This window comes from Rhodoferax potami, from assembly GCF_032193805.1.
GTDB lineage: Bacteria > Pseudomonadota > Gammaproteobacteria > Burkholderiales > Burkholderiaceae_C > Allorhodoferax > Allorhodoferax potami_A.
On the sequence record NZ_JAVBIK010000003.1, the window covers coordinates 242,773 to 265,050 of the forward strand.

The window sequence follows — 22,278 nt, forward strand, 5'->3', positions numbered from 1 at the left end:
GGCGGCCTTGGCACGAGCGGCGACGTCCCCCCATATTTGAGTAGCAAATGATGTTGGAGTCCAATCCCATACGACAGGAGATTGGACGTGAAGAAGAGATTTACCGAAGAACAAATCATTGGCTTCCTGCGGGAAGCGGAAGCGGGCCTGGCGGTGGCGGAGCTTTGCCGCAGGCACGGCTTCTCAGAGGCCAGCTATTACCTGTGGCGCAGCAAGTTTGGCGGCATGAACGTGTCTGACGCCAAGCGACTGAAGGAGCTGGAAACGGAGAACGGGCGACTCAAGCGATTGCTGGCCGAAGCCATGCTTGAGAACGAGGTGACGAAAGAAGCCTTGAGAAAAAAGTGGTGAGCGCACCGGCCCGACGCGAACTGGTGCGCCATATGGTCAGTCATCGGTTGAGCGAACGCCGTTGCTTACGTGTTGTCAGCATGAGTGCCAGCGCCTACCGCTATGAACCTGCCCAGGACCGCAATTGCGCACTCAAGGAAAAGATCATCGCCTTGGCCCAGCGGCATCGCCGCTACGGTGCAGGCATGATCTATCTGAAGCTGCGCCAGGCCGGTGAACTGGTCAACCACAAGCGCGTGGACCGGCTGTACGCCGAAGCAGGCTTGCAAGTGAAGAAGCGCAAGCGCAAGAAGATCCCACTGGCAGATCGGCATCCATTGGAGCGCCCCACGGCAGCTAACCAAGTGTGGTCGATGGACTTCGTGTTTGACCGCACGGCAGAGGGGCGCAGCATCAAGAACCTCACGGTAGTGGATGACGCAACCCATGAGGCCGTGGCGATCGTTCCAGAACGTGCATTGGGCGGGAATCAGCTCGTACGCATCCTGGAGCAACTGAGCACCACGCGAGGCTGTAAGCGGCCAGCGAAGTCACCTTGTTGACCGACCCTCGACCTTGCAACATTGCGTCCACAACAATTGATCGTGGACACAATGCTCAAAGACTCAGAAACCCCGAGGTATGCCATGCGACGTACCAAGCGCACATACTCATCAGAGACTAAGGCCGAGTTGCTGGCGGCTTGCAATGCACCGGGCGCATCCATTGCGGCGGTGGCCAACGCCAACGCCAACGGCATGAACGCCAACGTGCTGCACCGTTGGCTCAAAGAGTCATCCAAGTCCCGGCCGCCAATTGGAAGAGGCGCTGTAACCGGTCACTGTCCGGCGTTCTTGCGAACTGATTGCAGGTACCAAAGAATGCGCCCTGATCAACAAACAGGACGGGGTCGGATATGGAAGAGACGCAGAGCGTGCTCAGGCGTGCAGTGTTGAGTGAACAGACTTGGGCTGAGGTACTGGATCGTTTTGACCGCGCTGGATTGACGATAGATGAATTTTGCAGCCGCGAAGGCATCAGTCGCAGCAGCCTTGCTCGCCGACGCACGCTTAGGAATAAACAGAGGGGAATCGCGTCCCCGCTGCGAACGAACAAGGTAGCCCCCACCACCGTGCCGAAGGCGGCGTTCGTTGATCTGGGCGACCTTGCTGGAGTGCACGGCAGCGGCAATGGAGCCATGGAGTTACGCATCGAACTCGGCTCGGGCATGAGTTTGCATCTGGTACGCCGGTAATGTTCTTTCCCGAGGGCCGCATTCGCGTGTTCCTGTATGGCCAAGCTGCCGATATGCGCCAGTCCTACGACGGCTTGTACGCTCTGGCACGCCAGGGGTTTGAAGTGGATGTGCTGGCCGGACACATGTTTGTTTTCATCAACCGGCGGCAAACACAGATGAAGGTGCTGTACTTTGACCGCAGCGGCTGGTGCCTGTGGTGCAAGCGTTTGGAGAGCGGCAAGTTCTCCCGTAAAGGCGTTCAAGGCGGCAGTGGCGAGATCGACTGCACGGCGCTCAAACGTAACCGGTCACTGTCCGGCGTTCTTGCGAACTGATTGCAGGTACCAAAGAATGCGCCCTGATCAACAAACAGGACGGGGTCGGATATGGAAGAGACGCAGAGCGTGCTCAGGCGTGCAGTGTTGAGTGAACAGACTTGGGCTGAGGTACTGGATCGTTTTGACCGCGCTGGATTGACGATAGATGAATTTTGCAGCCGCGAAGGCATCAGTCGCAGCAGCCTTGCTCGCCGACGCACGCTTAGGAATAAACAGAGGGGAATCGCGTCCCCGCTGCGAACGAACAAGGTAGCCCCCACCACCGTGCCGAAGGCGGCGTTCGTTGATCTGGGCGACCTTGCTGGAGTGCACGGCAGCGGCAATGGAGCCATGGAGTTACGCATCGAACTCGGCTCGGGCATGAGTTTGCATCTGGTACGCCGGTAATGTTCTTTCCCGAGGGCCGCATTCGCGTGTTCCTGTATGGCCAAGCTGCCGATATGCGCCAGTCCTACGACGGCTTGTACGCTCTGGCACGCCAGGGGTTTGAAGTGGATGTGCTGGCCGGACACATGTTTGTTTTCATCAACCGGCGGCAAACACAGATGAAGGTGCTGTACTTTGACCGCAGCGGCTGGTGCCTGTGGTGCAAGCGTTTGGAGAGCGGCAAGTTCTCCCGTAAAGGCGTTCAAGGCGGCAGTGGCGAGATCGACTGCACGGCGCTCAAACTGATGCTCGAAGGCATCGAAGTGCGCCGACGCCACAAACGCTACCAACACCCTGCGCGGAGGTGACGATGTGCCCATTTTCAATCCGGAGAAGCACTCTTTTGCTTTGTCCCTAAAGGCCGCAAGATAAGGCCCATGTCGATGCCCAATACCAGCACTCCCACATTTACCGTCGAAACGGTCATGGGGCTGTCGCCGCAGAGCATCGCGCAGACACTGCAAGCACAGGCCGCCAGCATCAGCGCGCTGGAGCAGCAGCTCGAATGGTTCAAACGCCAACTCTTTGGCAAGAAGAGCGAGCGCTTTGCACCCTTGCCCGATGCGCAGCAAATGCACCTGGGGCAACTCCTGGGCGACCTCCCTGCCACTGATGCGCCCGAAGCCGACTCCGACTCCAACACCATCCCTGCACACCAGCGACGCAAACCCCGCAGCAACTTTGCCGACGAGGGCACGCCCGCATCGTTCTTTGACGAAACCAAGGTGCCCGTGCACACCATCGAGCTGGCCAACCCCGAGACCAAAGACCTCTCGCCCGATCAGTACGAGGTTGTCAGCCAGAAGGTCAGCCACCGCTTGGCACAGCGCCCCGGTGCCTATGTGGTGCTGAAGTATGTGCGCTCTGTCATCAAGCGCCACGACACGCAAACCCTGCACTGTGCGGGCGCGCCAACAGGCATCATTGAGGGCAGCCGCGCTGACGTGAGCTTGCTCGCAGGCGTTGTTGTTGACAAGTTTGCCTGGCACATTCCGCTGTACCGGCAGCACCAGCGCCTGAGCCAAGCGGGCTTCAAACTCAGCCGGGCGTGGCTGACGCAACTGGCGCAAAAGACCATTTCCCTGCTGGAGCCGATTTACGACACGCAGCTCGAGTCGATCCGCAACAGCCGGGTCAAGGCAATGGACGAGACCCCCATCAAGGCCGGGCGCAGTGGGCCCGGCAAGATGAAGGCGGCCTACTTCTGGCCTGTGTACGGCGAACTCGATGAGGTGTGCTTTGCCTATTTCGAGTCGCGCCGCCACGAGCACGTACAGCAGGCATTGGGGCTGCCAGGGGCCACAGATGCCGTGTTGCTCACTGACGGCTATGAGGCCTATGCACGTTACGCTGCCAAGACCGGCATTACGCATGCCCAATGCTGGGCGCACTGCAGGCGTGGCTTCTTTGAAGCTCTAGGGGCCGAGCCACAGGCCGCTGGCCAGGCGCTGCAGCAAATTGGCGAGATTTACGCCCAGGAAGAAGCCATTCGTGAACGTGACCTCTACGGGGATGCCAAACGAGAGCACCGTCTAAGCCACAGCAAACCGCTGGTGCAGAACTTCTTTGAATGGGTGGATTTGCAGTTCGAGCGGCAAGGCTTCCTGCCCAGCAATCCGTTGACCAAGGCATTGGCCTATGCACGCGAGCGCCGCGCGCAACTGCAGGTGTTTCTGGGCGATGCGGATGTGGCCATGGATACGAACCATCTGGAACGCGCCTTGCGCGCGATACCAATGGGCAGGCGCAATTGGTTATTCTGCTGGACGGAGGTGGGCGCCAAGCGCGCGGGCATCATGCAGAGCCTGATCGTGACATGCCGTTTACATGACATTGACCCCTACACCTACCTGGTTGATGTCTTGCAACGCGTAGGCCACCACCCCGCCTCCAGAGTTTCAGAACTGACGCCTCGTCAATGGAAGCAGCACTTCGCCGAGAATCCATTGCGTTCACCATTACACGGTTTGGTAACGTAGGCAATAACGCCGGACAGTGACCGGTTACGCTCAAACTGATGCTCGAAGGCATCGAAGTGCGCCGACGCCACAAACGCTACCAACACCCTGCGCGGAGGTGACGATGTGCCCATTTTCAATCCGGAGAAGCACTCTTTTGCTTTGTCCCTAAAGGCCGCAAGATAAGGCCCATGTCGATGCCCAATACCAGCACTCCCACATTTACCGTCGAAACGGTCATGGGGCTGTCGCCGCAGAGCATCGCGCAGACACTGCAAGCACAGGCCGCCAGCATCAGCGCGCTGGAGCAGCAGCTCGAATGGTTCAAACGCCAACTCTTTGGCAAGAAGAGCGAGCGCTTTGCACCCTTGCCCGATGCGCAGCAAATGCACCTGGGGCAACTCCTGGGCGACCTCCCTGCCACTGATGCGCCCGAAGCCGACTCCGACTCCAACACCATCCCTGCACACCAGCGACGCAAACCCCGCAGCAACTTTGCCGACGAGGGCACGCCCGCATCGTTCTTTGACGAAACCAAGGTGCCCGTGCACACCATCGAGCTGGCCAACCCCGAGACCAAAGACCTCTCGCCCGATCAGTACGAGGTTGTCAGCCAGAAGGTCAGCCACCGCTTGGCACAGCGCCCCGGTGCCTATGTGGTGCTGAAGTATGTGCGCTCTGTCATCAAGCGCCACGACACGCAAACCCTGCACTGTGCGGGCGCGCCAACAGGCATCATTGAGGGCAGCCGCGCTGACGTGAGCTTGCTCGCAGGCGTTGTTGTTGACAAGTTTGCCTGGCACATTCCGCTGTACCGGCAGCACCAGCGCCTGAGCCAAGCGGGCTTCAAACTCAGCCGGGCGTGGCTGACGCAACTGGCGCAAAAGACCATTTCCCTGCTGGAGCCGATTTACGACACGCAGCTCGAGTCGATCCGCAACAGCCGGGTCAAGGCAATGGACGAGACCCCCATCAAGGCCGGGCGCAGTGGGCCCGGCAAGATGAAGGCGGCCTACTTCTGGCCTGTGTACGGCGAACTCGATGAGGTGTGCTTTGCCTATTTCGAGTCGCGCCGCCACGAGCACGTACAGCAGGCATTGGGGCTGCCAGGGGCCACAGATGCCGTGTTGCTCACTGACGGCTATGAGGCCTATGCACGTTACGCTGCCAAGACCGGCATTACGCATGCCCAATGCTGGGCGCACTGCAGGCGTGGCTTCTTTGAAGCTCTAGGGGCCGAGCCACAGGCCGCTGGCCAGGCGCTGCAGCAAATTGGCGAGATTTACGCCCAGGAAGAAGCCATTCGTGAACGTGACCTCTACGGGGATGCCAAACGAGAGCACCGTCTAAGCCACAGCAAACCGCTGGTGCAGAACTTCTTTGAATGGGTGGATTTGCAGTTCGAGCGGCAAGGCTTCCTGCCCAGCAATCCGTTGACCAAGGCATTGGCCTATGCACGCGAGCGCCGCGCGCAACTGCAGGTGTTTCTGGGCGATGCGGATGTGGCCATGGATACGAACCATCTGGAACGCGCCTTGCGCGCGATACCAATGGGCAGGCGCAATTGGTTATTCTGCTGGACGGAGGTGGGCGCCAAGCGCGCGGGCATCATGCAGAGCCTGATCGTGACATGCCGTTTACATGACATTGACCCCTACACCTACCTGGTTGATGTCTTGCAACGCGTAGGCCACCACCCCGCCTCCAGAGTTTCAGAACTGACGCCTCGTCAATGGAAGCAGCACTTCGCCGAGAATCCATTGCGTTCACCATTACACGGTTTGGTAACGTAGGCAATAACGCCGGACAGTGACCGGTTACGAGGCGCTGGCATTGGCGCTACTTCCGTGGACATGGCCGACCACAGTGTGCCGTCCTTCATCGCACTGCCACTTCTCACGAAGCCGGCTGAGCCTGTGGAGCGTGAGATCAAGGTGGAGGTTCGCAAAGGAGGTCTGGTCATGACCGTTACCTGGCCCATGTCTGCAGCCAGTGACTTTGCCTGCTGGTCGGCCTCCGTCCTCAAGTGATTCGCATCGACTGCGCCTGGCTGGCAGTGCAGCCACTGGACATGCGTGCGGGCACGGACACGGCACTGGGTAGAGTCGTCCAGGTGTTCGGTGCGGCGCATCCCCACCACGCCTATCTGTTTGCCAACCGCCGGGCCAATCGCATGAAGGTGCTGGTGCACGACGGCATCGGCATCTGGTTGGCGGCCCGGCGACTCAACGAAGGCAAGTTTGTCTGGCCAGCACCGGGCATCAACCGGCAACACCAGCTCAGCACGGAGCAGTTGCATGCCCTGGTGCTGGGTCTGCCCTGGCAGCGCCTGGGCGTTGAGGGCATCATCACCGTTGTGTGAATGAGCGCGGGGCGGGCGCCATCGGTGCATGCACCAATGGTGATGGCGTGCGGTGCCTGCCACACTGCAGGCCATGGTTGTCACCCCCGATTCATTGGACCAATTGAGCGCGCAGCAATTGGGCTAAATACGCCCATCCCCTCTACAGGGACTTCCAGTTAAAGCAAGAGCGGATTTTTTTCTACCTTTTCGCATTCCCACATTTGAAATCTGACCAGTTGACGTTTGCTCGGGAGAGATACCAAGCAAGGACAGACTGCACATCTACAGGCGGGCTTGTTTCGGTGGGTTTCACCGAGGCCCCAGATACGAACCGCTCAGCAGGACTCCATTCGAAAAGCGTGATCAGGCACAGCCTGCCACTGAGGGAATGTCGAGTTCATCTGCTGCCGGTCTGACCTGTGGTGAGCATCTTCGAGCGCACGTCTGTTGGCAAAAAATCAATATTTTGGTTGCGCGATCTGACTGTGCCTAGGCAACTGACACTGCACCCGGATAGGTTGGGACGTGATCAGGGTCGAACGTTGTTCCCCTTGTCAGCACGCTCCAAAGTATTCTGGCATTTTTGTTGGCCAGCGCTACGACCGTTTTTTGCCAGCCAATGCGCTCCTTGAGTTGCAGCAGCCACTTGCTAATGCGGTCGCTACGTTTGCCTGCACTCATGACGGCGGACTTCGCCCCCTGAATGAGCAGGGTACGCAAGTAGGTGTCGCCACGTTTGGTGATGCCACCAAGCTTGGCTTTGCCTCCCGTTGAATTCTGACTCGGCGCCAGGCCAAGCCAGGCCCCGAATTGCCTGGCACTGTGGAACTGGGCGAAATCGCCCACCGTCGATACCAGTGCGGATGCCGTCAGCGGACCTATCCCAAGCAATTGGGCGGCCTTCTTTGCCTGCTCATCACTCTTGACGTGGGCGCAGATCCGTTCGTCGCACCAGGCTATTTCCTTGTCAAGTTCTGTGTAGTGTGAATTCGCACGGTCAAGTGCTAAACGCGCCACCGTTGGCAACTCGTTGCTGGCGTCCTCAAGGACCTCTTGTATCGCCCCTCTTAACGCTTCTGGACTTTGGGGGAACACCAAACCGAATTCAGTGAGGAGTCCGCGAATGCGATTGAGGCAGGCCGTCCGTTCTTCCTTGTAGCCTTCACGCAATCTGTGAACGGCCAACTGCCCTTGCTGCTCGCAGGTCTTTATAGGCACGAAGCGCATCTGTGGGCGACCGGCTGCCTCGCAAATCGCTGCCGCATCGTTGGCGTCATTCTTCCCGCTCTTGCCTGCCATACGATAGGGCGTAACGAAACTGCCGGCAATAAGTCTGGCATCCAAACCCATGGCACGGAGGCGGCGTGCGACGTGATGCGCACCTCCACAGCTCTCCATTGCCACCATGCAGCCTGACGGCAACTCGGAGCACCAGGAGAAGAACCGATCCCGAGAATATGCCTTGGCCAGGGTGACATCCCCAAGCTGCGTGATGGCGTGCACTTGGAAATACTTCTTGGAAAGGTCAACACCGACCCGAACAATGGCCGCCAGTGAAATGTCGTTCATGGGATACCCCTTTCAGTTGATGAATGGACTCGACATTCCGATCTTGGCTAACTTGTTGCGCCAGGGCAATCGCGGAAGTCCCTTCATATTCGAAAAGGTAAAACGAGCAGATTTCAGAGCTAGGAGGGGGACAAAAGCGTCGAATCTAGATGTGACAACAGATTCTGGCCAACTTTTTCGTTATAGGGAACCAAGGCGTAACTGCTGTTGATCGAAATCCATTTGATACCCCATCGCCCGATAACCTCGCTGCCTCTTTTCCCACATCCTGTAGAGTTGCGGATGATCCTGTTCGACGTAGTCGTAAATCAAGATGTCGCTCTTGTCCGCATGGTCACGGTGTAGGCGTCCGGCGTATTGCTGCAGCGTTCCTGTCCATGAGATCGGCAGCGTCAGGATCAGCGTGTCCAACGGCGCATGATCAAAACCCTCGCCGACCAGTTGGGCGCTGGCTAACAGTATGTGCGGTGCGTCGTGGGGCAACTCCGCCAGGGCCTTGATGATCGCCTGGCGTTCCTTTGTCTTCATGCGACCGTGCAGCATGAAGCATGGGAACTCGACATGCGCCAGTTGCGCGTGCAACAGGTCAAGGTGTTCCGTCCTTTTGGTCAGCAGCAGCACCTTACGCCCGTTTTTCAAGGCAGTGGTCGCATCGGCGACGATACGTGCGTTTCGATGGGCGTCCACGGACAGCAACCGTATGACCTCTTGAATACTGGCGTTCGACGGAATGGCCGGAGTTGGAAGATGACGGACCCGAACCATTAACTGATCTGGTACATGTGCCGGACGTTTTGCAATATGCCTGACGGGGCCCGACTGCATGAAAATGATCGGATGGTGCCCGTTACTGCGAACAGGGGTGGCACTGAGCCCCAGGACGTAGCGTGAGTTGGCCTGCTTCAATACCGCCTCGAATGTTGCGGCCGTTAAATGATGCGCCTCGTCAATTATTACCTGCCCGTATTGGCTAAACAGTTCGGGCAGATCGTCACGGCGCGCAAGGCTTTGAATGACTGCAATATCGAGCATGCCGGTGGGCTTCTTTTTCCCGGCACCGATCAGTCCAATTTTTTGGTCGTCCAATCCAACGAAACTACCAAGCCGCTCATGCCATTGCCGCATAAGGTCGGCGCGGTGCACAATCACCAAGGTACTAACCTTTCTCTTGGCGATAACGGCTGCTGCGGTGACCGTCTTTCCAAACGCGGTGGGAGCAATGAGCATGCCGAAATCATGTTTTGTAATAGCTTCGAGGGCTTCCTGCTGATCCGGACGCAGCACGCCATTGAACGTCGCGTTCATTCGTTGCCCCACCGAACGCGCGTCCTCGAGACGGAGTTCAATTCTATTTGTAGCGAGCAAGGCCTCGACGTCGCTCAGACAACCTCGCGGCAACGACAGGAATTTTTCGTGGTTTTCTGCGCGACTGATGATCCGGGGTGTGTTCCATGTGGACCTGAGCCCGGCCTGAAGTTTGTAGAACTCCGGATTTTGGAACGCTGCAACACGGATTAGGCGGTTCATCAAGGGTTGTGGAGGCTGGCCTTTTCGATAAACAATTGGGCGGCCATTGTTGCCTTCACCGCTTTGGGCATGATGCTGTTGAGTTTGATATCAGGCTTAGCCGGTCGTACCCATGGGGCGTCAACGTTCTCTTGCGGAACTTCGGCATAGGCGATGTCGAGCGGATGTCGGTCCCCAACCAGTTTGGTCAATACCGTTTCGATAAGGCTTTGCGGTAGGGGCCTGATGTTTTCAAGGAACGCCCACTGATCAGGAAGTTGCTGCAAGTTCTCATCGGCAAAGACGCTGCGTCCAAGGTCACGGGGTTCCTTTTGTAACGGCAAGGCGATCAGGTTGCCAAATCCGCCATTCGGCATGGTGTCTTGATTTGGGAACAATCGGTCGTACGATTTAAGGGCCAATTGGCGAGTGCGGGCGCAAGTCGCACTGATCAGCGCCGCGCCAAGACGTCGCGCATCTCTTGCAAGCGTCGCGTTCGCAAAGAATAGCCAGAGGTGAGCTCCCTCGCCGGAGCGCGATATTTCCAGCGCTGCGGGGAGAGCATTGTCGAGGCAGGTTTGTAGCACCGCTCGGGCATCTTCGCGCCAGTCCGCGTCATCAAAGTCGATGGCAAGAAAATGGCATCGATTGTCGACCGATCGTGGGTATACGCCGGCGGTAATCTCGCCTCTAAGATGCTGGCGAATGATGTCGTCAGTGATGGGCGCATACAGGCTATAACTGCACACGCTACATTTTATTACTGGCAATTTGCAAACGCCGGGTTTCCATTTGTTGGTGCAGAGGGGCGAATACCCAGGTTTGCCCGCTTTATTTATCCATCGAACTGGATAGATATCATCTCGCCCGCGAAAGAGTCGTCGGAAGAGCTGAACCTTTGCCGTTTGCGACAACCCGTTCGCAGTTGGCTGCAGCGCAGCATCGCCAGTGTTGAATTTAGACGGTTGCGGTACCGCGATATCGTGCTTTGCAAGCAGTGCCTTCAGCGCTTCATTCTCAGCACGTAACTGGATGAATTCTGCTTCTGTCGTTGACATGCGCGGCTCGCTTTATTTGATAGAAAAACCGATCCGCAGGCCACTTGAGGCTGGGGCGGCTTGCCCAAAATTGGCTACTTTTGCACACCCAAAACAAGGTAAAGCCACCAATTTATTCGCTGTGACGTATGTCGATTGGTTTCAATGAGTGGCTGATCTCATTTGAATGCAATGTCACCCACCCCAGGAGAAATCTACCGTAACTCGCTCGGAGGTAACTTGGGGCATCACCGTTCGACCATGTTTGGTTAGTGTGACCAATCCATATTGAGCCATGGTGTGCAACGACCGCGAAACGTTGGGTACATGTTTTCCCACGGTTTTGGCCAAGGCATCCATGGAGTCTGGGTGACTCTCACGAATGACCTTGAGCAACGCCATGTTCTCATCTGACAAGACTCTTGCCATGGCGGTCACAGAGGGGAACCAAACGTTGGGTTCGTCTTTGGCGCGTTGGCGTGTTCCAGCCGCAATGGCCAGCGATCGTGCACGCTGCATAGGCACTGGCGCAATACCAAACTTCAATACCTTGTTCATGGACTGACCTCTTTCAAAACGCGATCAACTTCAGCATAAAAATCACTGACCAACTGGTAAGCGGTGTCAAACTCATACAACACACCCTCATCCAGAGCGTGTCGATGGCGATGGTCGTATGGAAACCTTTTACCAGCATGCTTGAACCGCGAGCCTGCTGGTCTCACACTATGGGCATTGTCGAAACCAATTAGCCGAGTGTTGTCCGGCGCATGAAGTGTCAAGCTGTACCTGATGCCATGCGGTCGCTCAGCCGTCACATCCGCACTCGAAACTTCCATCTTGACCCAGTAGCCTGCATCATTTTGAACTTCAATATTGCCATCCAAGCCAAGCAAATATTCCAAACCAATGGCCAGTGAACGTTGTGAACCCATGCCAAAGCTTATCATGAACTGATAAGCTTTTCAATGACAAATTGGGGTAGATGTGCCAACCCTTGGTTCATTGAGGCGCTAGGCGTTTGGCGACCCAAAAGCATCCCGCATTTGCCGCGCACGCTTGGCTTGATCAGTGTGAAGGTACACGGAAGTGGTGGACACCGAAGCATGCCGCAAGTTATCTCTCACAGTGGTCAGTTCAGCTCCTCGTGCCAAAGCATGTGTAGCGTGGGTGTGCCTCATCCAATGGGGACTTGCTCGGCGCAGTTTCTCAGCTGTTTTCGGCGACTCAGACTCAATAACCTCAGCGGTTGTCACAAAAAACCGCTTGGTGACGGTCCACAATCTCGTCGAAGTAATGCGATCCTGACCATTGCCGGCCTGCAAGTCGGCAATGATCGGAGTGGACGGCTTCCATATCGCTGGCGTGGTTGGTACACCTCGCTGCATCAAGTAGTGGTCCAGCGCCACACGAGCCAACGGGGGTAAGGCGACTTTGCCCGCCTTGCTGCCTTTGCCGACCAGCTTGAGCCAATGGTCTCCCTGGGCATCCGTTTCAATCTGCCCCAGGGTTGCACCCACGAACTCACTGGACCTCAGACCCGTTGCATACGCGAAGTCCAGCACAAAGCGCAGCCGCTGGGCTGCTGCAAGCTTCCATCCGTATGACCACTCCAACCCATTGGCAACGGCCCGGATGATGGCCCACTCACCCTCAGAGAACACGCGCCCTTCATCCATGGGCGTGCTACGGCTGCTACCGCGCACCTTGATCCCGGCAAACGGGTTGGCCACCACATAGCGCTGCTCAATCAGCCAACGAAACATCGCACCAATGACAGTCAGGGCGTACGCAGTGGAACGGGGTGATAACCCGGCCGCGAATGGGCGCCACTCGGCAGAAAACCGTGTCTGCGGTGGTCCAACCCATCGGCTGCGTGGCGTGGGATTGCGCAGGAACCCCCGGTAGGCAGTGGCATCCTCGGTTGTGAGCGACGATAGCGCGCGACCACGCTCCACAACGGCCCACAGAATCAGGCGTTCGGCCTCCTTGCGATAGGCCCGTTTTGTCGCACTGGATTCGTGTAGTGCCAGCCATGCCTGCACGGCCTCATAGTCATTGTCGGCACTGAGCGTGCAGCCCGATGGTGGCCCGCGGAAAGTGCCTTGCGTGCCGTTGAGTTCTTCCGGCACTTGCAGGCGCTCCCACGGAACAACTGTCTGTACTGTTTCGCTGACCATCAATTCCCGCGCCCGTTCGGTCAATTGCGGGTGGGCCGCAAAGAAGACTTCGATTTGGCGGGCCCCTTGTGCTCCCAGCCCAGGGACCACCGTCCACCAGCGCCGACGCCGAGGTACACGCACAGTCAGCTGCGCTAGCGTCTTGATGTCCTGGGCGTATAGGGCGTTGGCCGCACGAACGGAGAGCCACAGGCTCACGTCGTCCGTAATCTTGGGAGTCGGCTCAGAAGCAATGCGTAGCGCCTCAATGGCATGTGCAACGGTCTTCGCATGCTGGGCACGTTCATTCACTGGATGGTCCAGCAGGGCCACCAGATCCGACCGGTGTCGTCGGCGGGCAATTCGGGTCAATTGACGGCGGATGCCTCCAATTATTCCTCGTGATGACTCTCCCGAGACCTTCTGCGTTTCCAGGTAGCGGGCCACGGATTCGCGCGATGACAAGCCCGCGTACCAGCCACGCAAGGCGGCCAGTTCGGCTTCACCGGGGAAACCATCCTGGCGTTCGTCTTTTCCCAATCCGGGCGGTAGGGACATCGGCAGACTTTTCATGGATGTCAGTTAAGAATAATGGAATAGCGGCTGTGATAAGAAGGATTATCGCAATAGAATGCACGCCAATAAACAAATCCCTTGGGTTTTTGGCTGAAGCCATTCACAAATTGCACGTGAATTGGCAGGCAAGGCGGCCACTGCGTTGCATCTCTGCAGCATCCCTCGACTCATCCCCATTTCGTTTTTACAGGCTCAGCCAACGCTGTGCCATGCGTTGGAGCACGTCAGTCTTGCCACTCACCAATACACAAGCGTCCAGGCGCCTTTCCATTCTCTCAACCGAAGAGGTGGACAGCCTCTATGGCATGCCGCACTTCACCGAAGGTGAGCGCCAAATTCACTTTGATCTGAGTCCCGAAGAGCGCCAGACTATTGATGCAGCACGCACAATCACAGCGGGAGTCCACCTCGTACTGCAACTGGGTTATTTCAAGGCCAAAGCCCAATTCTTCGTCGTCAGTCTTGACCATGTCCGCCCCGACATTGATCATATTCTGAAGCGTTACTTCCCGGGCAGGCAGATGGCCGAGGTAGGCGTTTTGTCAAAGCCGACTAGGCTGGCCCAACAACGCATCATTCTTGGGTTGTTGGACTATCGTCTGTGCGGCAGCGAGGGAAGGCACGCGCTGGCTGCTTTCGCGCAGCGGGCTGCGATGTTGTCAACCCAGCCAAAATTCATTTTGCGGGAGGTGCTAGAGCATCTAGCAAGCCAGCGTATTGTGGCACCGGGATACACGTCCTTGCAGGACTTGGTGAGCCAGGCGGTCACCGACGAGCGCCGGCGAGTGACCCGAATGCTCGATGCCGCCTTGCCCGCCAATCTGCAGCAATCGCTCAACACCCTGCTGCACGCGGACGACAAAATCCATCTGATCAACGTCCTGAAACACGAAGCAAGTGACTTCAGCAACAAAGAGCTGCGCCAGGAGGTGAGCCGACGCAAGCAACTCGCCCCCTTGCATACCTTCGCTCAGAAATTCCTGATGGATGCTGCGCTGTCGCCTGAGAGCATCAAGTATTACGCCGGGCTGGTTCAGTTCTACACGATTTACAAGCTGCGTCGCATGGATGTCTCAACGGTTCGCCTGTACTTGCTGTGCTTTGCCTTCCACCGGTTCCGCCAAATCAACGACAACCTGATCGAGGCGTTCATCCACCTGGTCGGCCAATTTGACAAGCACGCAAAACTGGCCGCCAAGACGGCCATGCAGCTGGCATCTGACCAAGCCAACAGCAATCTGAAAGCAGCCGGCGAGGTACTGGGCCTGTTCGTCGATGAGTCCATAGCAAATGACTGCCCATTTTCTACTATAAAGGAACGTGCTTTTGGACTGCTGGACCAGACGGCCTTCTCATCGGTGTCCAATTTTTTGCGTAACGTGGCCTTCGACAAACTGGACTACGAGTGGACCTACTTCACCATGCAGTCGCCAACCATCAAGCTCAACTTGCGGCACCTTTTTTGCGACATAGATTTTGCCGGTCGCCTGGAGAACGCCCCATTGGTCACAGCGATCGCCGTGATGCAAGATCAATTGCGTCAGAGCAAGTCACTGCGCAAGGCAGACTCATCAAAATTCCCCGAGGCAGTGATACCCGCGGTACTCAAGAAGCACCTGTACGTCGAATCCATCGAGGACGGCGAAAAACGCAAAGTCCTGGATGTCGATCGATACGAGTTTCTGGTCTACCGGCTGCTGCGCAATGCGCTGGAGTCAGGTGACCTGTACGTCAATCACAGCAACGAATTCCGTCAGTTTGAGGATGATCTGATCAGCGACGCCCGCTGGGTGCACAAGGAAGCCGTGCTGGCGGAAATCGGACAGTCCATTTTGACCACGCCCATTGAAGAGACGCTGGCAACTTTGCGTACCAAGCTGGAAGACAGGCTGGTAAATGTCAATCAGCGTGTGGCCGCCTGCGTCAACACCAACATCAAGGTTATCGGGCAAGGAGAAAAAAGGCGTTGGTCGCTGATCTACCCAACTGCACCGCAGACTGGCAACGCCCCGTTTTACAACCAGCTGCCGGGAATCGCTGTTGCCGATCTATTGCGCTTCGTGAACAAAGAGACGCGTTTTCTGGATGCCTTCGAGCATGTTTTGAATCGCGGCGTCAAACACGCGCCGGACCTGCGCGAAATCCTTGCCTGCGTGGTGGCCTTCGGCACCAACATGGGGTTGGGCAAGATGGCAGAGGTCTCAGGCTTGAACCACGCATCCTTGATAACCACCGCCCGCAGCTACCTGAGCCCGGAAACTGTACACGCAGCCAATGACGCCATCAGCAATGCCACGGCCGCTCTGCCGGCCTTCAAACTCTTCAATATCCGCGAAGAGTTGCATTCCAGCAGCGATGGCCAGCGTTTCGAGACCCAGATCAACACCTTCAATGCCCGACATGCGCCCAAGTATTTCGGCTTGGACAAGGGCGTGAGCGCCTGTACCGTGGTGGCCAACCACGTTCCCATCAACGCCAAGATCATCGGCACCCACGAGCATGAGAGCCATTTTGTGTTTGACCTGCTGTACAACAACACGTCGGACATAAAGCCCACGCGCCACTCGACTGATACGCACGGCACCAACCAGGTCAACTTCTTTTTTCTCTACGCATACGGCTACGGTTTTGCCCCGCGATACAAGACAATCCAAAAGAAAACTGCATCCCTGGTGGGGTTCAACTTGCTCAGTCAGTACCCGGCAGACATGTTGATTCGACCAAGCACTAAGGTCAATGCCGATCTGATCATCAGCGAATGGCCAAATATCCAGCGCATCATGGCATCCCTCGCGCAAAAGGACACGACCCAAGCCACCATCGTGCGCAAGCTGAGCAGCTACGCCCGGCAAAACAACACCAAAAAGGCCCTGTGGGAGTTGGACAACATTCTGCGGACCATCTACATTCTGGACTTCATTGACGATGTCGAACTGCGCCAGAGCGTACAAAAGGCACTCAACCGGGGCGAGGCCTATCACCGGTTCCGCCGCGCAGTGGCCTTCATCAATGGCGGAAAGTTCAAGGTACAGACGGAAACTGAGCAGCAGGTTTGGAACGACTGCGCGCGGCTGATTGCCAACGCAGTCATCTACTACAACACGGCGTTACTGTCCAAGGTCTATGAACAGAAGGTGGCCGCCGGGGACTTGGACGCCATCGCGTTCATCCAGGGCATGTCGCCGGTGGCGTGGCAGCACGTGAACATGTACGGGTCGTTTGAGTTCAGCGAAGACGATCATGATATTGATCTAGATGCATTGGCCGCGCAGTATGCCGACTCGGTGTTCTGGAGCAATGCTACGCAGCCTGGACAAGGGGATCTTTTTGACTAAAAACCGCCCCGCCTTCAGAGGGGGAATTCGCTCGTTTTACCTTTTCGAATATGAAGGGACTTCCGCGATTGCCCTGGCGCAACAAGTTAGCCAAGATCGGAATGTCGAGTCCATTCATCAACTGAAAGGGGTATCCCATGAACGACATTTCACTGGCGGCCATTGTTCGGGTCGGTGTTGACCTTTCCAAGAAGTATTTCCAAGTGCACGCCATCACGCAGCTTGGGGATGTCACCCTGGCCAAGGCATATTCTCGGGATCGGTTCTTCTCCTGGTGCTCCGAGTTGCCGTCAGGCTGCATGGTGGCAATGGAGAGCTGTGGAGGTGCGCATCACGTCGCACGCCGCCTCCGTGCCATGGGTTTGGATGCCAGACTTATTGCCGGCAGTTTCGTTACGCCCTATCGTATGGCAGGCAAGAGCGGGAAGAATGACGCCAACGATGCGGCAGCGATTTGCGAGGCAGCCGGTCGCCCACAGATGCGCTTCGTGCCTATAAAGACCTGCGAGCAGCAAGGGCAGTTGGCCGTTCACAGATTGCGTGAAGGCTACAAGGAAGAACGGACGGCCTGCCTCAATCGCATTCGCGGACTCCTCACTGAATTCGGTTTGGTGTTCCCCCAAAGTCCAGAAGCGTTAAGAGGGGCGATACAAGAGGTCCTTGAGGACGCCAGCAACGAGTTGCCAACGGTGGCGCGTTTAGCACTTGACCGTGCGAATTCACACTACACAGAACTTGACAAGGAAATAGCCTGGTGCGTAACCGGTCACTGTCCGGCGTTATTGCCTACGTTACCAAACCGTGTAATGGTGAACGCAATGGATTCTCGGCGAAGTGCTGCTTCCATTGACGAGGCGTCAGTTCTGAAACTCTGGAGGCGGGGTGGTGGCCTACGCGTTGCAAGACATCAACCAGGTAGGTGTAGGGGTCAATGTCATGTAAACGGCATGTCACGATCAGGCTCTGCATGATGCCCGCGCGCTTGGCGCCCACCTCCGTCCAGCAGAATAACCAATTGCGCCTGCCCATTGGTATCGCGCGCAAGGCGCGTTCCAGATGGTTCGTATCCATGGCCACATCCGCATCGCCCAGAAACACCTGCAGTTGCGCGCGGCGCTCGCGTGCATAGGCCAATGCCTTGGTCAACGGATTGCTGGGCAGGAAGCCTTGCCGCTCGAACTGCAAATCCACCCATTCAAAGAAGTTCTGCACCAGCGGTTTGCTGTGGCTTAGACGGTGCTCTCGTTTGGCATCCCCGTAGAGGTCACGTTCACGAATGGCTTCTTCCTGGGCGTAAATCTCGCCAATTTGCTGCAGCGCCTGGCCAGCGGCCTGTGGCTCGGCCCCTAGAGCTTCAAAGAAGCCACGCCTGCAGTGCGCCCAGCATTGGGCATGCGTAATGCCGGTCTTGGCAGCGTAACGTGCATAGGCCTCATAGCCGTCAGTGAGCAACACGGCATCTGTGGCCCCTGGCAGCCCCAATGCCTGCTGTACGTGCTCGTGGCGGCGCGACTCGAAATAGGCAAAGCACACCTCATCGAGTTCGCCGTACACAGGCCAGAAGTAGGCCGCCTTCATCTTGCCGGGCCCACTGCGCCCGGCCTTGATGGGGGTCTCGTCCATTGCCTTGACCCGGCTGTTGCGGATCGACTCGAGCTGCGTGTCGTAAATCGGCTCCAGCAGGGAAATGGTCTTTTGCGCCAGTTGCGTCAGCCACGCCCGGCTGAGTTTGAAGCCCGCTTGGCTCAGGCGCTGGTGCTGCCGGTACAGCGGAATGTGCCAGGCAAACTTGTCAACAACAACGCCTGCGAGCAAGCTCACGTCAGCGCGGCTGCCCTCAATGATGCCTGTTGGCGCGCCCGCACAGTGCAGGGTTTGCGTGTCGTGGCGCTTGATGACAGAGCGCACATACTTCAGCACCACATAGGCACCGGGGCGCTGTGCCAAGCGGTGGCTGACCTTCTGGCTGACAACCTCGTACTGATCGGGCGAGAGGTCTTTGGTCTCGGGGTTGGCCAGCTCGATGGTGTGCACGGGCACCTTGGTTTCGTCAAAGAACGATGCGGGCGTGCCCTCGTCGGCAAAGTTGCTGCGGGGTTTGCGTCGCTGGTGTGCAGGGATGGTGTTGGAGTCGGAGTCGGCTTCGGGCGCATCAGTGGCAGGGAGGTCGCCCAGGAGTTGCCCCAGGTGCATTTGCTGCGCATCGGGCAAGGGTGCAAAGCGCTCGCTCTTCTTGCCAAAGAGTTGGCGTTTGAACCATTCGAGCTGCTGCTCCAGCGCGCTGATGCTGGCGGCCTGTGCTTGCAGTGTCTGCGCGATGCTCTGCGGCGACAGCCCCATGACCGTTTCGACGGTAAATGTGGGAGTGCTGGTATTGGGCATCGACATGGGCCTTATCTTGCGGCCTTTAGGGACAAAGCAAAAGAGTGCTTCTCCGGATTGAAAATGGGCACATCGTCACCTCCGCGCAGGGTGTTGGTAGCGTTTGTGGCGTCGGCGCACTTCGATGCCTTCGAGCATCAGTTTGAGCGCCGTGCAGTCGATCTCGCCACTGCCGCCTTGAACGCCTTTACGGGAGAACTTGCCGCTCTCCAAACGCTTGCACCACAGGCACCAGCCGCTGCGGTCAAAGTACAGCACCTTCATCTGTGTTTGCCGCCGGTTGATGAAAACAAACATGTGTCCGGCCAGCACATCCACTTCAAACCCCTGGCGTGCCAGAGCGTACAAGCCGTCGTAGGACTGGCGCATATCGGCAGCTTGGCCATACAGGAACACGCGAATGCGGCCCTCGGGAAAGAACATTACCGGCGTACCAGATGCAAACTCATGCCCGAGCCGAGTTCGATGCGTAACTCCATGGCTCCATTGCCGCTGCCGTGCACTCCAGCAAGGTCGCCCAGATCAACGAACGCCGCCTTCGGCACGGTGGTGGGGGCTACCTTGTTCGTTCGCAGCGGGGACGCGATTCCCCTCTGTTTATTCCTAAGCGTGCGTCGGCGAGCAAGGCTGCTGCGACTGATGCCTTCGCGGCTGCAAAATTCATCTATCGTCAATCCAGCGCGGTCAAAACGATCCAGTACCTCAGCCCAAGTCTGTTCACTCAACACTGCACGCCTGAGCACGCTCTGCGTCTCTTCCATATCCGACCCCGTCCTGTTTGTTGATCAGGGCGCATTCTTTGGTACCTGCAATCAGTTCGCAAGAACGCCGGACAGTGACCGGTTACCCTGGTGCGACGAACGGATCTGCGCCCACGTCAAGAGTGATGAGCAGGCAAAGAAGGCCGCCCAATTGCTTGGGATAGGTCCGCTGACGGCATCCGCACTGGTATCGACGGTGGGCGATTTCGCCCAGTTCCACAGTGCCAGGCAATTCGGGGCCTGGCTTGGCCTGGCGCCGAGTCAGAATTCAACGGGAGGCAAAGCCAAGCTTGGTGGCATCACCAAACGTGGCGACACCTACTTGCGTACCCTGCTCATTCAGGGGGCGAAGTCCGCCGTCATGAGTGCAGGCAAACGTAGCGACCGCATTAGCAAGTGGCTGCTGCAACTCAAGGAGCGCATTGGCTGGCAAAAAACGGTCGTAGCGCTGGCCAACAAAAATGCCAGAATACTTTGGAGCGTGCTGACAAGGGGAACAACGTTCGACCCTGATCACGTCCCAACCTATCCGGGTGCAGTGTCAGTTGCCTAGGCACAGTCAGATCGCGCAACCAAAATATTGATTTTTTGCCAACAGACGTGCGCTCGAAGATGCTCACCACAGGTCAGACCGGCAGCAGATGAACTCGACATTCCCTCAGTGGCAGGCTGTGCCTGATCACGCTTTTCGAATGGAGTCCTGCTGAGCGGTTCGTATCTGGGGCCTCGGTGAAACCCACCGAAACAAGCCCGCCTGTAGATGTGCAGTCTGTCCTTGCTTGGTATCTCTCCCGAGCAAACGTCAACTGGTCAGATTTCAAATGTGGGAATGCGAAAAGGTAGAAAAAAATCCGCTCTTGCTTTAACTGGAAGTCCCTGTAGAGGGGATGGGCGTATTTAGCCAATTGCGCGAATTGCTCACGGGCCTGATGAGCAAAGTGGCACAGCAAGACCAGCACATCGCGAAACTGGACCAGGCATCAAGCAGCGATGCCAAGGAACTGGTGTACCGTCAGACCAAGATTGATCTGCTCACACATGAGATGGCAGTGCTCAAACGCCACCGGTTTGGTCGCAGCAGCGAGCAAGTCGACAGTACCCAAGTCAGCCTGCTGGAAGAGGCCTTTGACGAAGACCTGGCCGCCGTTGAGCAGGAACTCAAGAACCTCACATCACCCAAGGCGGACACCGAGCCACCCAAGAAGCCCAAGCGTGCAGCCCTGCCAGCCAACCTGCCGCGCGTGGACGTCCACCACGAACCCGACTCCACCACCTGCCAGTGCGGCTGCCAACGCAAGCGCATTGGCGAGGATGTGTCCGAGAAGCTGGACTACACACCCGGCGTGTTCACGGTAGAGCGCCATGTGCGCGGCAAATGGGCCTGCGCCAGTTGCGAGACCTTGATCCAAGCACCAGTTCCCCCACAAGTCATCGACAAGGGCATCCCTACAGCAGGATTGCTGGCCCAGGTATTGGTGGCCAAGTATGCGGACCATCTGCCCCTGTACCGCCAGGAGAAGATCTTTGGTCGTGCGGGTCTGGAGATAGCACGCTCCACATTGGGTGCGTGGGTTGGCATGTGCGGCGTGCAGTTGCAGCCATTGGTAGATGCGCTCAAGCAAGCGGTACTGAGCCACGCGATCCTGCATGCGGATGAAACGCCGATCCCGATGCTCAAGCCGGGCAACAAGAAGACGCATCGTGCTTACCTCTGGGCCTATGCACCGGGCGCCTTCGAGTCCACGCGGGCTGTGGTGTACGACTTCTGTGAGTCCCGTGCCGGCGAGCATGCCCGAGCATTCCTGGGCAAGTCCGATGCTGACGGTGGCTGGAGTGGCACGCTGGTTTGCGATGACTACGCGGCTTACAAGGCGCTGTTTACCAAGGGCATCACGGAGTCCGGCTGCATGGCCCATGCCCGCAGAAAGCTGTTTGAACTGCATGCCAATCACAGCAGCCTGATTGCTGCTGAGGGCCTTAAATTCTTTGAACTACTGTATGACGTGGAGCGCGATGCAAAGGCGCTCAGCGCCGAGGAGCGCAAGAAGATTCGACAGGACAGGGCCAAACCGGTTGCCGATGCACTGCATCAGTGGCTGTTATTGCAACGAAGCAAGGTCCCCAATGGCTCTGCGACGGCAAAAGCACTGGATTACAGCCTCAAACGCTGGGTGGCGCTGACGCACTACCTGTATGACGGCCAAGTACCCATTGACAACAATTGGTGCGAGAACCAAATCCGCCCGGCCGCCTTGGGTCGTAACAACTGGCTTTTTGCAGGGTCTCTGCGCGCGGTGTCACTTTGCGGCATATAGGAGCC

Annotated in this window: 18 protein-coding genes and 4 pseudogenes; 13 read left to right on the forward strand and 9 right to left on the reverse strand. The window is 57.4% G+C overall.

The features are described from left to right. Window positions 1–87: 87 nt before the first annotated feature. The 9 genes and pseudogenes from RAE19_RS19240 to tnpB (RAE19_RS19280) all read left to right on the forward strand — a co-directional run. A pseudogene (locus tag RAE19_RS19240) lies at window positions 88–884 on the forward strand (IS3 family transposase); the annotation flags it as partial. A gap of 362 nt (window positions 885–1,246) precedes the next feature. Then, complete coding sequence (locus RAE19_RS19245; protein WP_313873005.1) at window positions 1,247–1,585, forward strand: hypothetical protein; 339 nt, start codon at window positions 1,247–1,249, stop codon at window positions 1,583–1,585. Beyond that, on the forward strand, window positions 1,585–1,902 hold the full coding sequence (gene tnpB / locus RAE19_RS19250) for an IS66 family insertion sequence element accessory protein TnpB (protein WP_313876436.1): 318 nt from the start codon (window positions 1,585–1,587) through the stop codon (window positions 1,900–1,902). Before RAE19_RS19245 ends, tnpB (RAE19_RS19250) begins: the two co-directional genes overlap by 1 nt. 51 nt (window positions 1,903–1,953) lie before the next feature. Beyond that, on the forward strand, window positions 1,954–2,292 hold the full coding sequence (locus tag RAE19_RS19255) for a hypothetical protein (RefSeq protein WP_313873005.1): 339 nt from the start codon (window positions 1,954–1,956) through the stop codon (window positions 2,290–2,292). Further along, the gene (gene tnpB / locus RAE19_RS19260; RefSeq protein WP_313873004.1) at window positions 2,292–2,639 is read left to right on the forward strand and encodes an IS66 family insertion sequence element accessory protein TnpB; all 348 of its coding nucleotides are present in this window, start codon (window positions 2,292–2,294) and stop codon (window positions 2,637–2,639) included. Before RAE19_RS19255 ends, tnpB (RAE19_RS19260) begins: the two co-directional genes overlap by 1 nt. Window positions 2,640–2,708: 69 nt before the next feature. Continuing rightward, window positions 2,709–4,310, forward strand: a complete 1,602-nt coding sequence (gene tnpC / locus RAE19_RS19265; protein ID WP_313872998.1) for an IS66 family transposase — start codon at window positions 2,709–2,711, stop codon at window positions 4,308–4,310. Window positions 4,311–4,480: 170 nt separating this feature from the next. Next, entirely contained in the window at window positions 4,481–6,082 is a 1,602-nt protein-coding gene (gene tnpC / locus RAE19_RS19270; RefSeq protein ID WP_313872998.1) for an IS66 family transposase, read from the forward strand. A gap of 54 nt (window positions 6,083–6,136) precedes the next feature. Continuing rightward, a complete protein-coding gene (locus RAE19_RS19275; RefSeq protein ID WP_313876437.1) occupies window positions 6,137–6,319 on the forward strand; it encodes a hypothetical protein in 183 nt (60 codons plus the stop codon). After that, window positions 6,316–6,651 carry an IS66 family insertion sequence element accessory protein TnpB gene (tnpB, locus tag RAE19_RS19280; RefSeq protein WP_313876438.1) on the forward strand — a complete coding sequence of 112 codons (336 nt, stop codon included), beginning with the start codon at window positions 6,316–6,318 and terminating at the stop codon, window positions 6,649–6,651. Before RAE19_RS19275 ends, tnpB (RAE19_RS19280) begins: the two co-directional genes overlap by 4 nt. Window positions 6,652–7,122: 471 nt before the next feature. On the opposite strand, the gene RAE19_RS19285 is transcribed toward tnpB (RAE19_RS19280), so the two are convergent. The 6 genes from RAE19_RS19285 to RAE19_RS19310 form a co-directional block, all read right to left on the reverse strand. Continuing rightward, window positions 7,123–8,187 (reverse strand): IS110 family transposase, encoded by a 1,065-nt coding sequence (locus tag RAE19_RS19285; protein WP_430962591.1) that lies wholly within the window; start codon window positions 8,185–8,187, stop codon window positions 7,123–7,125. Window positions 8,188–8,382: 195 nt separating this feature from the next. Further along, a complete protein-coding gene (locus tag RAE19_RS19290; protein ID WP_313876440.1) occupies window positions 8,383–9,729 on the reverse strand; it encodes a DEAD/DEAH box helicase family protein in 1,347 nt (448 codons plus the stop codon). Beyond that, a complete protein-coding gene (locus tag RAE19_RS19295; RefSeq protein ID WP_313876441.1) occupies window positions 9,729–10,766 on the reverse strand; it encodes a TOTE conflict system archaeo-eukaryotic primase domain-containing protein in 1,038 nt (345 codons plus the stop codon). Before RAE19_RS19295 ends, RAE19_RS19290 begins: the two co-directional genes overlap by 1 nt. A 174-nt stretch (window positions 10,767–10,940) precedes the next feature. After that, window positions 10,941–11,303 (reverse strand): transcriptional regulator, encoded by a 363-nt coding sequence (locus tag RAE19_RS19300; RefSeq protein WP_313876442.1) that lies wholly within the window; start codon window positions 11,301–11,303, stop codon window positions 10,941–10,943. Further along, window positions 11,300–11,680 carry a toxin-antitoxin system TumE family protein gene (locus RAE19_RS19305; protein WP_313876443.1) on the reverse strand — a complete coding sequence of 127 codons (381 nt, stop codon included), beginning with the start codon at window positions 11,678–11,680 and terminating at the stop codon, window positions 11,300–11,302. Before RAE19_RS19305 ends, RAE19_RS19300 begins: the two co-directional genes overlap by 4 nt. 78 nt (window positions 11,681–11,758) lie before the next feature. Further along, a complete protein-coding gene (locus tag RAE19_RS19310) occupies window positions 11,759–13,462 on the reverse strand; it encodes a phage integrase family protein (protein ID WP_313876444.1) in 1,704 nt (567 codons plus the stop codon). Between the two features lie 227 nt (window positions 13,463–13,689). Between RAE19_RS19310 and RAE19_RS19315 the strand changes: the two genes are divergently transcribed. Further along, window positions 13,690–16,815 (forward strand): Tn3 family transposase, encoded by a 3,126-nt coding sequence (locus tag RAE19_RS19315; protein ID WP_346432768.1) that lies wholly within the window; start codon window positions 13,690–13,692, stop codon window positions 16,813–16,815. Window positions 16,816–16,967: 152 nt separating this feature from the next. Next, a pseudogene (locus RAE19_RS19320) lies at window positions 16,968–17,573 on the forward strand (IS110 family transposase); the annotation flags it as partial. A 28-nt stretch (window positions 17,574–17,601) separates the two neighbouring features. Here RAE19_RS19320 and tnpC (RAE19_RS19325) read toward each other — a convergent pair. The 3 genes from tnpC (RAE19_RS19325) to RAE19_RS19335 form a co-directional block, all read right to left on the reverse strand. Further along, window positions 17,602–19,203, reverse strand: coding sequence for an IS66 family transposase (gene tnpC / locus RAE19_RS19325; RefSeq protein ID WP_313872998.1), 1,602 nt, complete (start codon window positions 19,201–19,203; stop codon window positions 17,602–17,604). 69 nt (window positions 19,204–19,272) lie between these two features. Next, complete coding sequence (gene tnpB / locus RAE19_RS19330) at window positions 19,273–19,620, reverse strand: IS66 family insertion sequence element accessory protein TnpB (RefSeq protein WP_313873004.1); 348 nt, start codon at window positions 19,618–19,620, stop codon at window positions 19,273–19,275. Further along, the gene (locus RAE19_RS19335) at window positions 19,620–19,958 is read right to left on the reverse strand and encodes a hypothetical protein (RefSeq protein ID WP_313873005.1); all 339 of its coding nucleotides are present in this window, start codon (window positions 19,956–19,958) and stop codon (window positions 19,620–19,622) included. Before RAE19_RS19335 ends, tnpB (RAE19_RS19330) begins: the two co-directional genes overlap by 1 nt. 82 nt (window positions 19,959–20,040) lie before the next feature. On the opposite strand from RAE19_RS19335, the pseudogene RAE19_RS19340 reads away from it, so the two are divergent. Together RAE19_RS19340 and tnpC (RAE19_RS19345) are read left to right on the forward strand one after the other, a co-directional pair. After that, window positions 20,041–20,511 (forward strand): annotated as a pseudogene (locus tag RAE19_RS19340) (IS110 family transposase); the annotation flags it as partial. 334 nt (window positions 20,512–20,845) lie between these two features. Then, a pseudogene (gene tnpC, locus RAE19_RS19345) lies at window positions 20,846–22,252 on the forward strand (IS66 family transposase); the annotation flags it as partial. Between the last annotated feature and the right edge of the window lie 26 nt (window positions 22,253–22,278).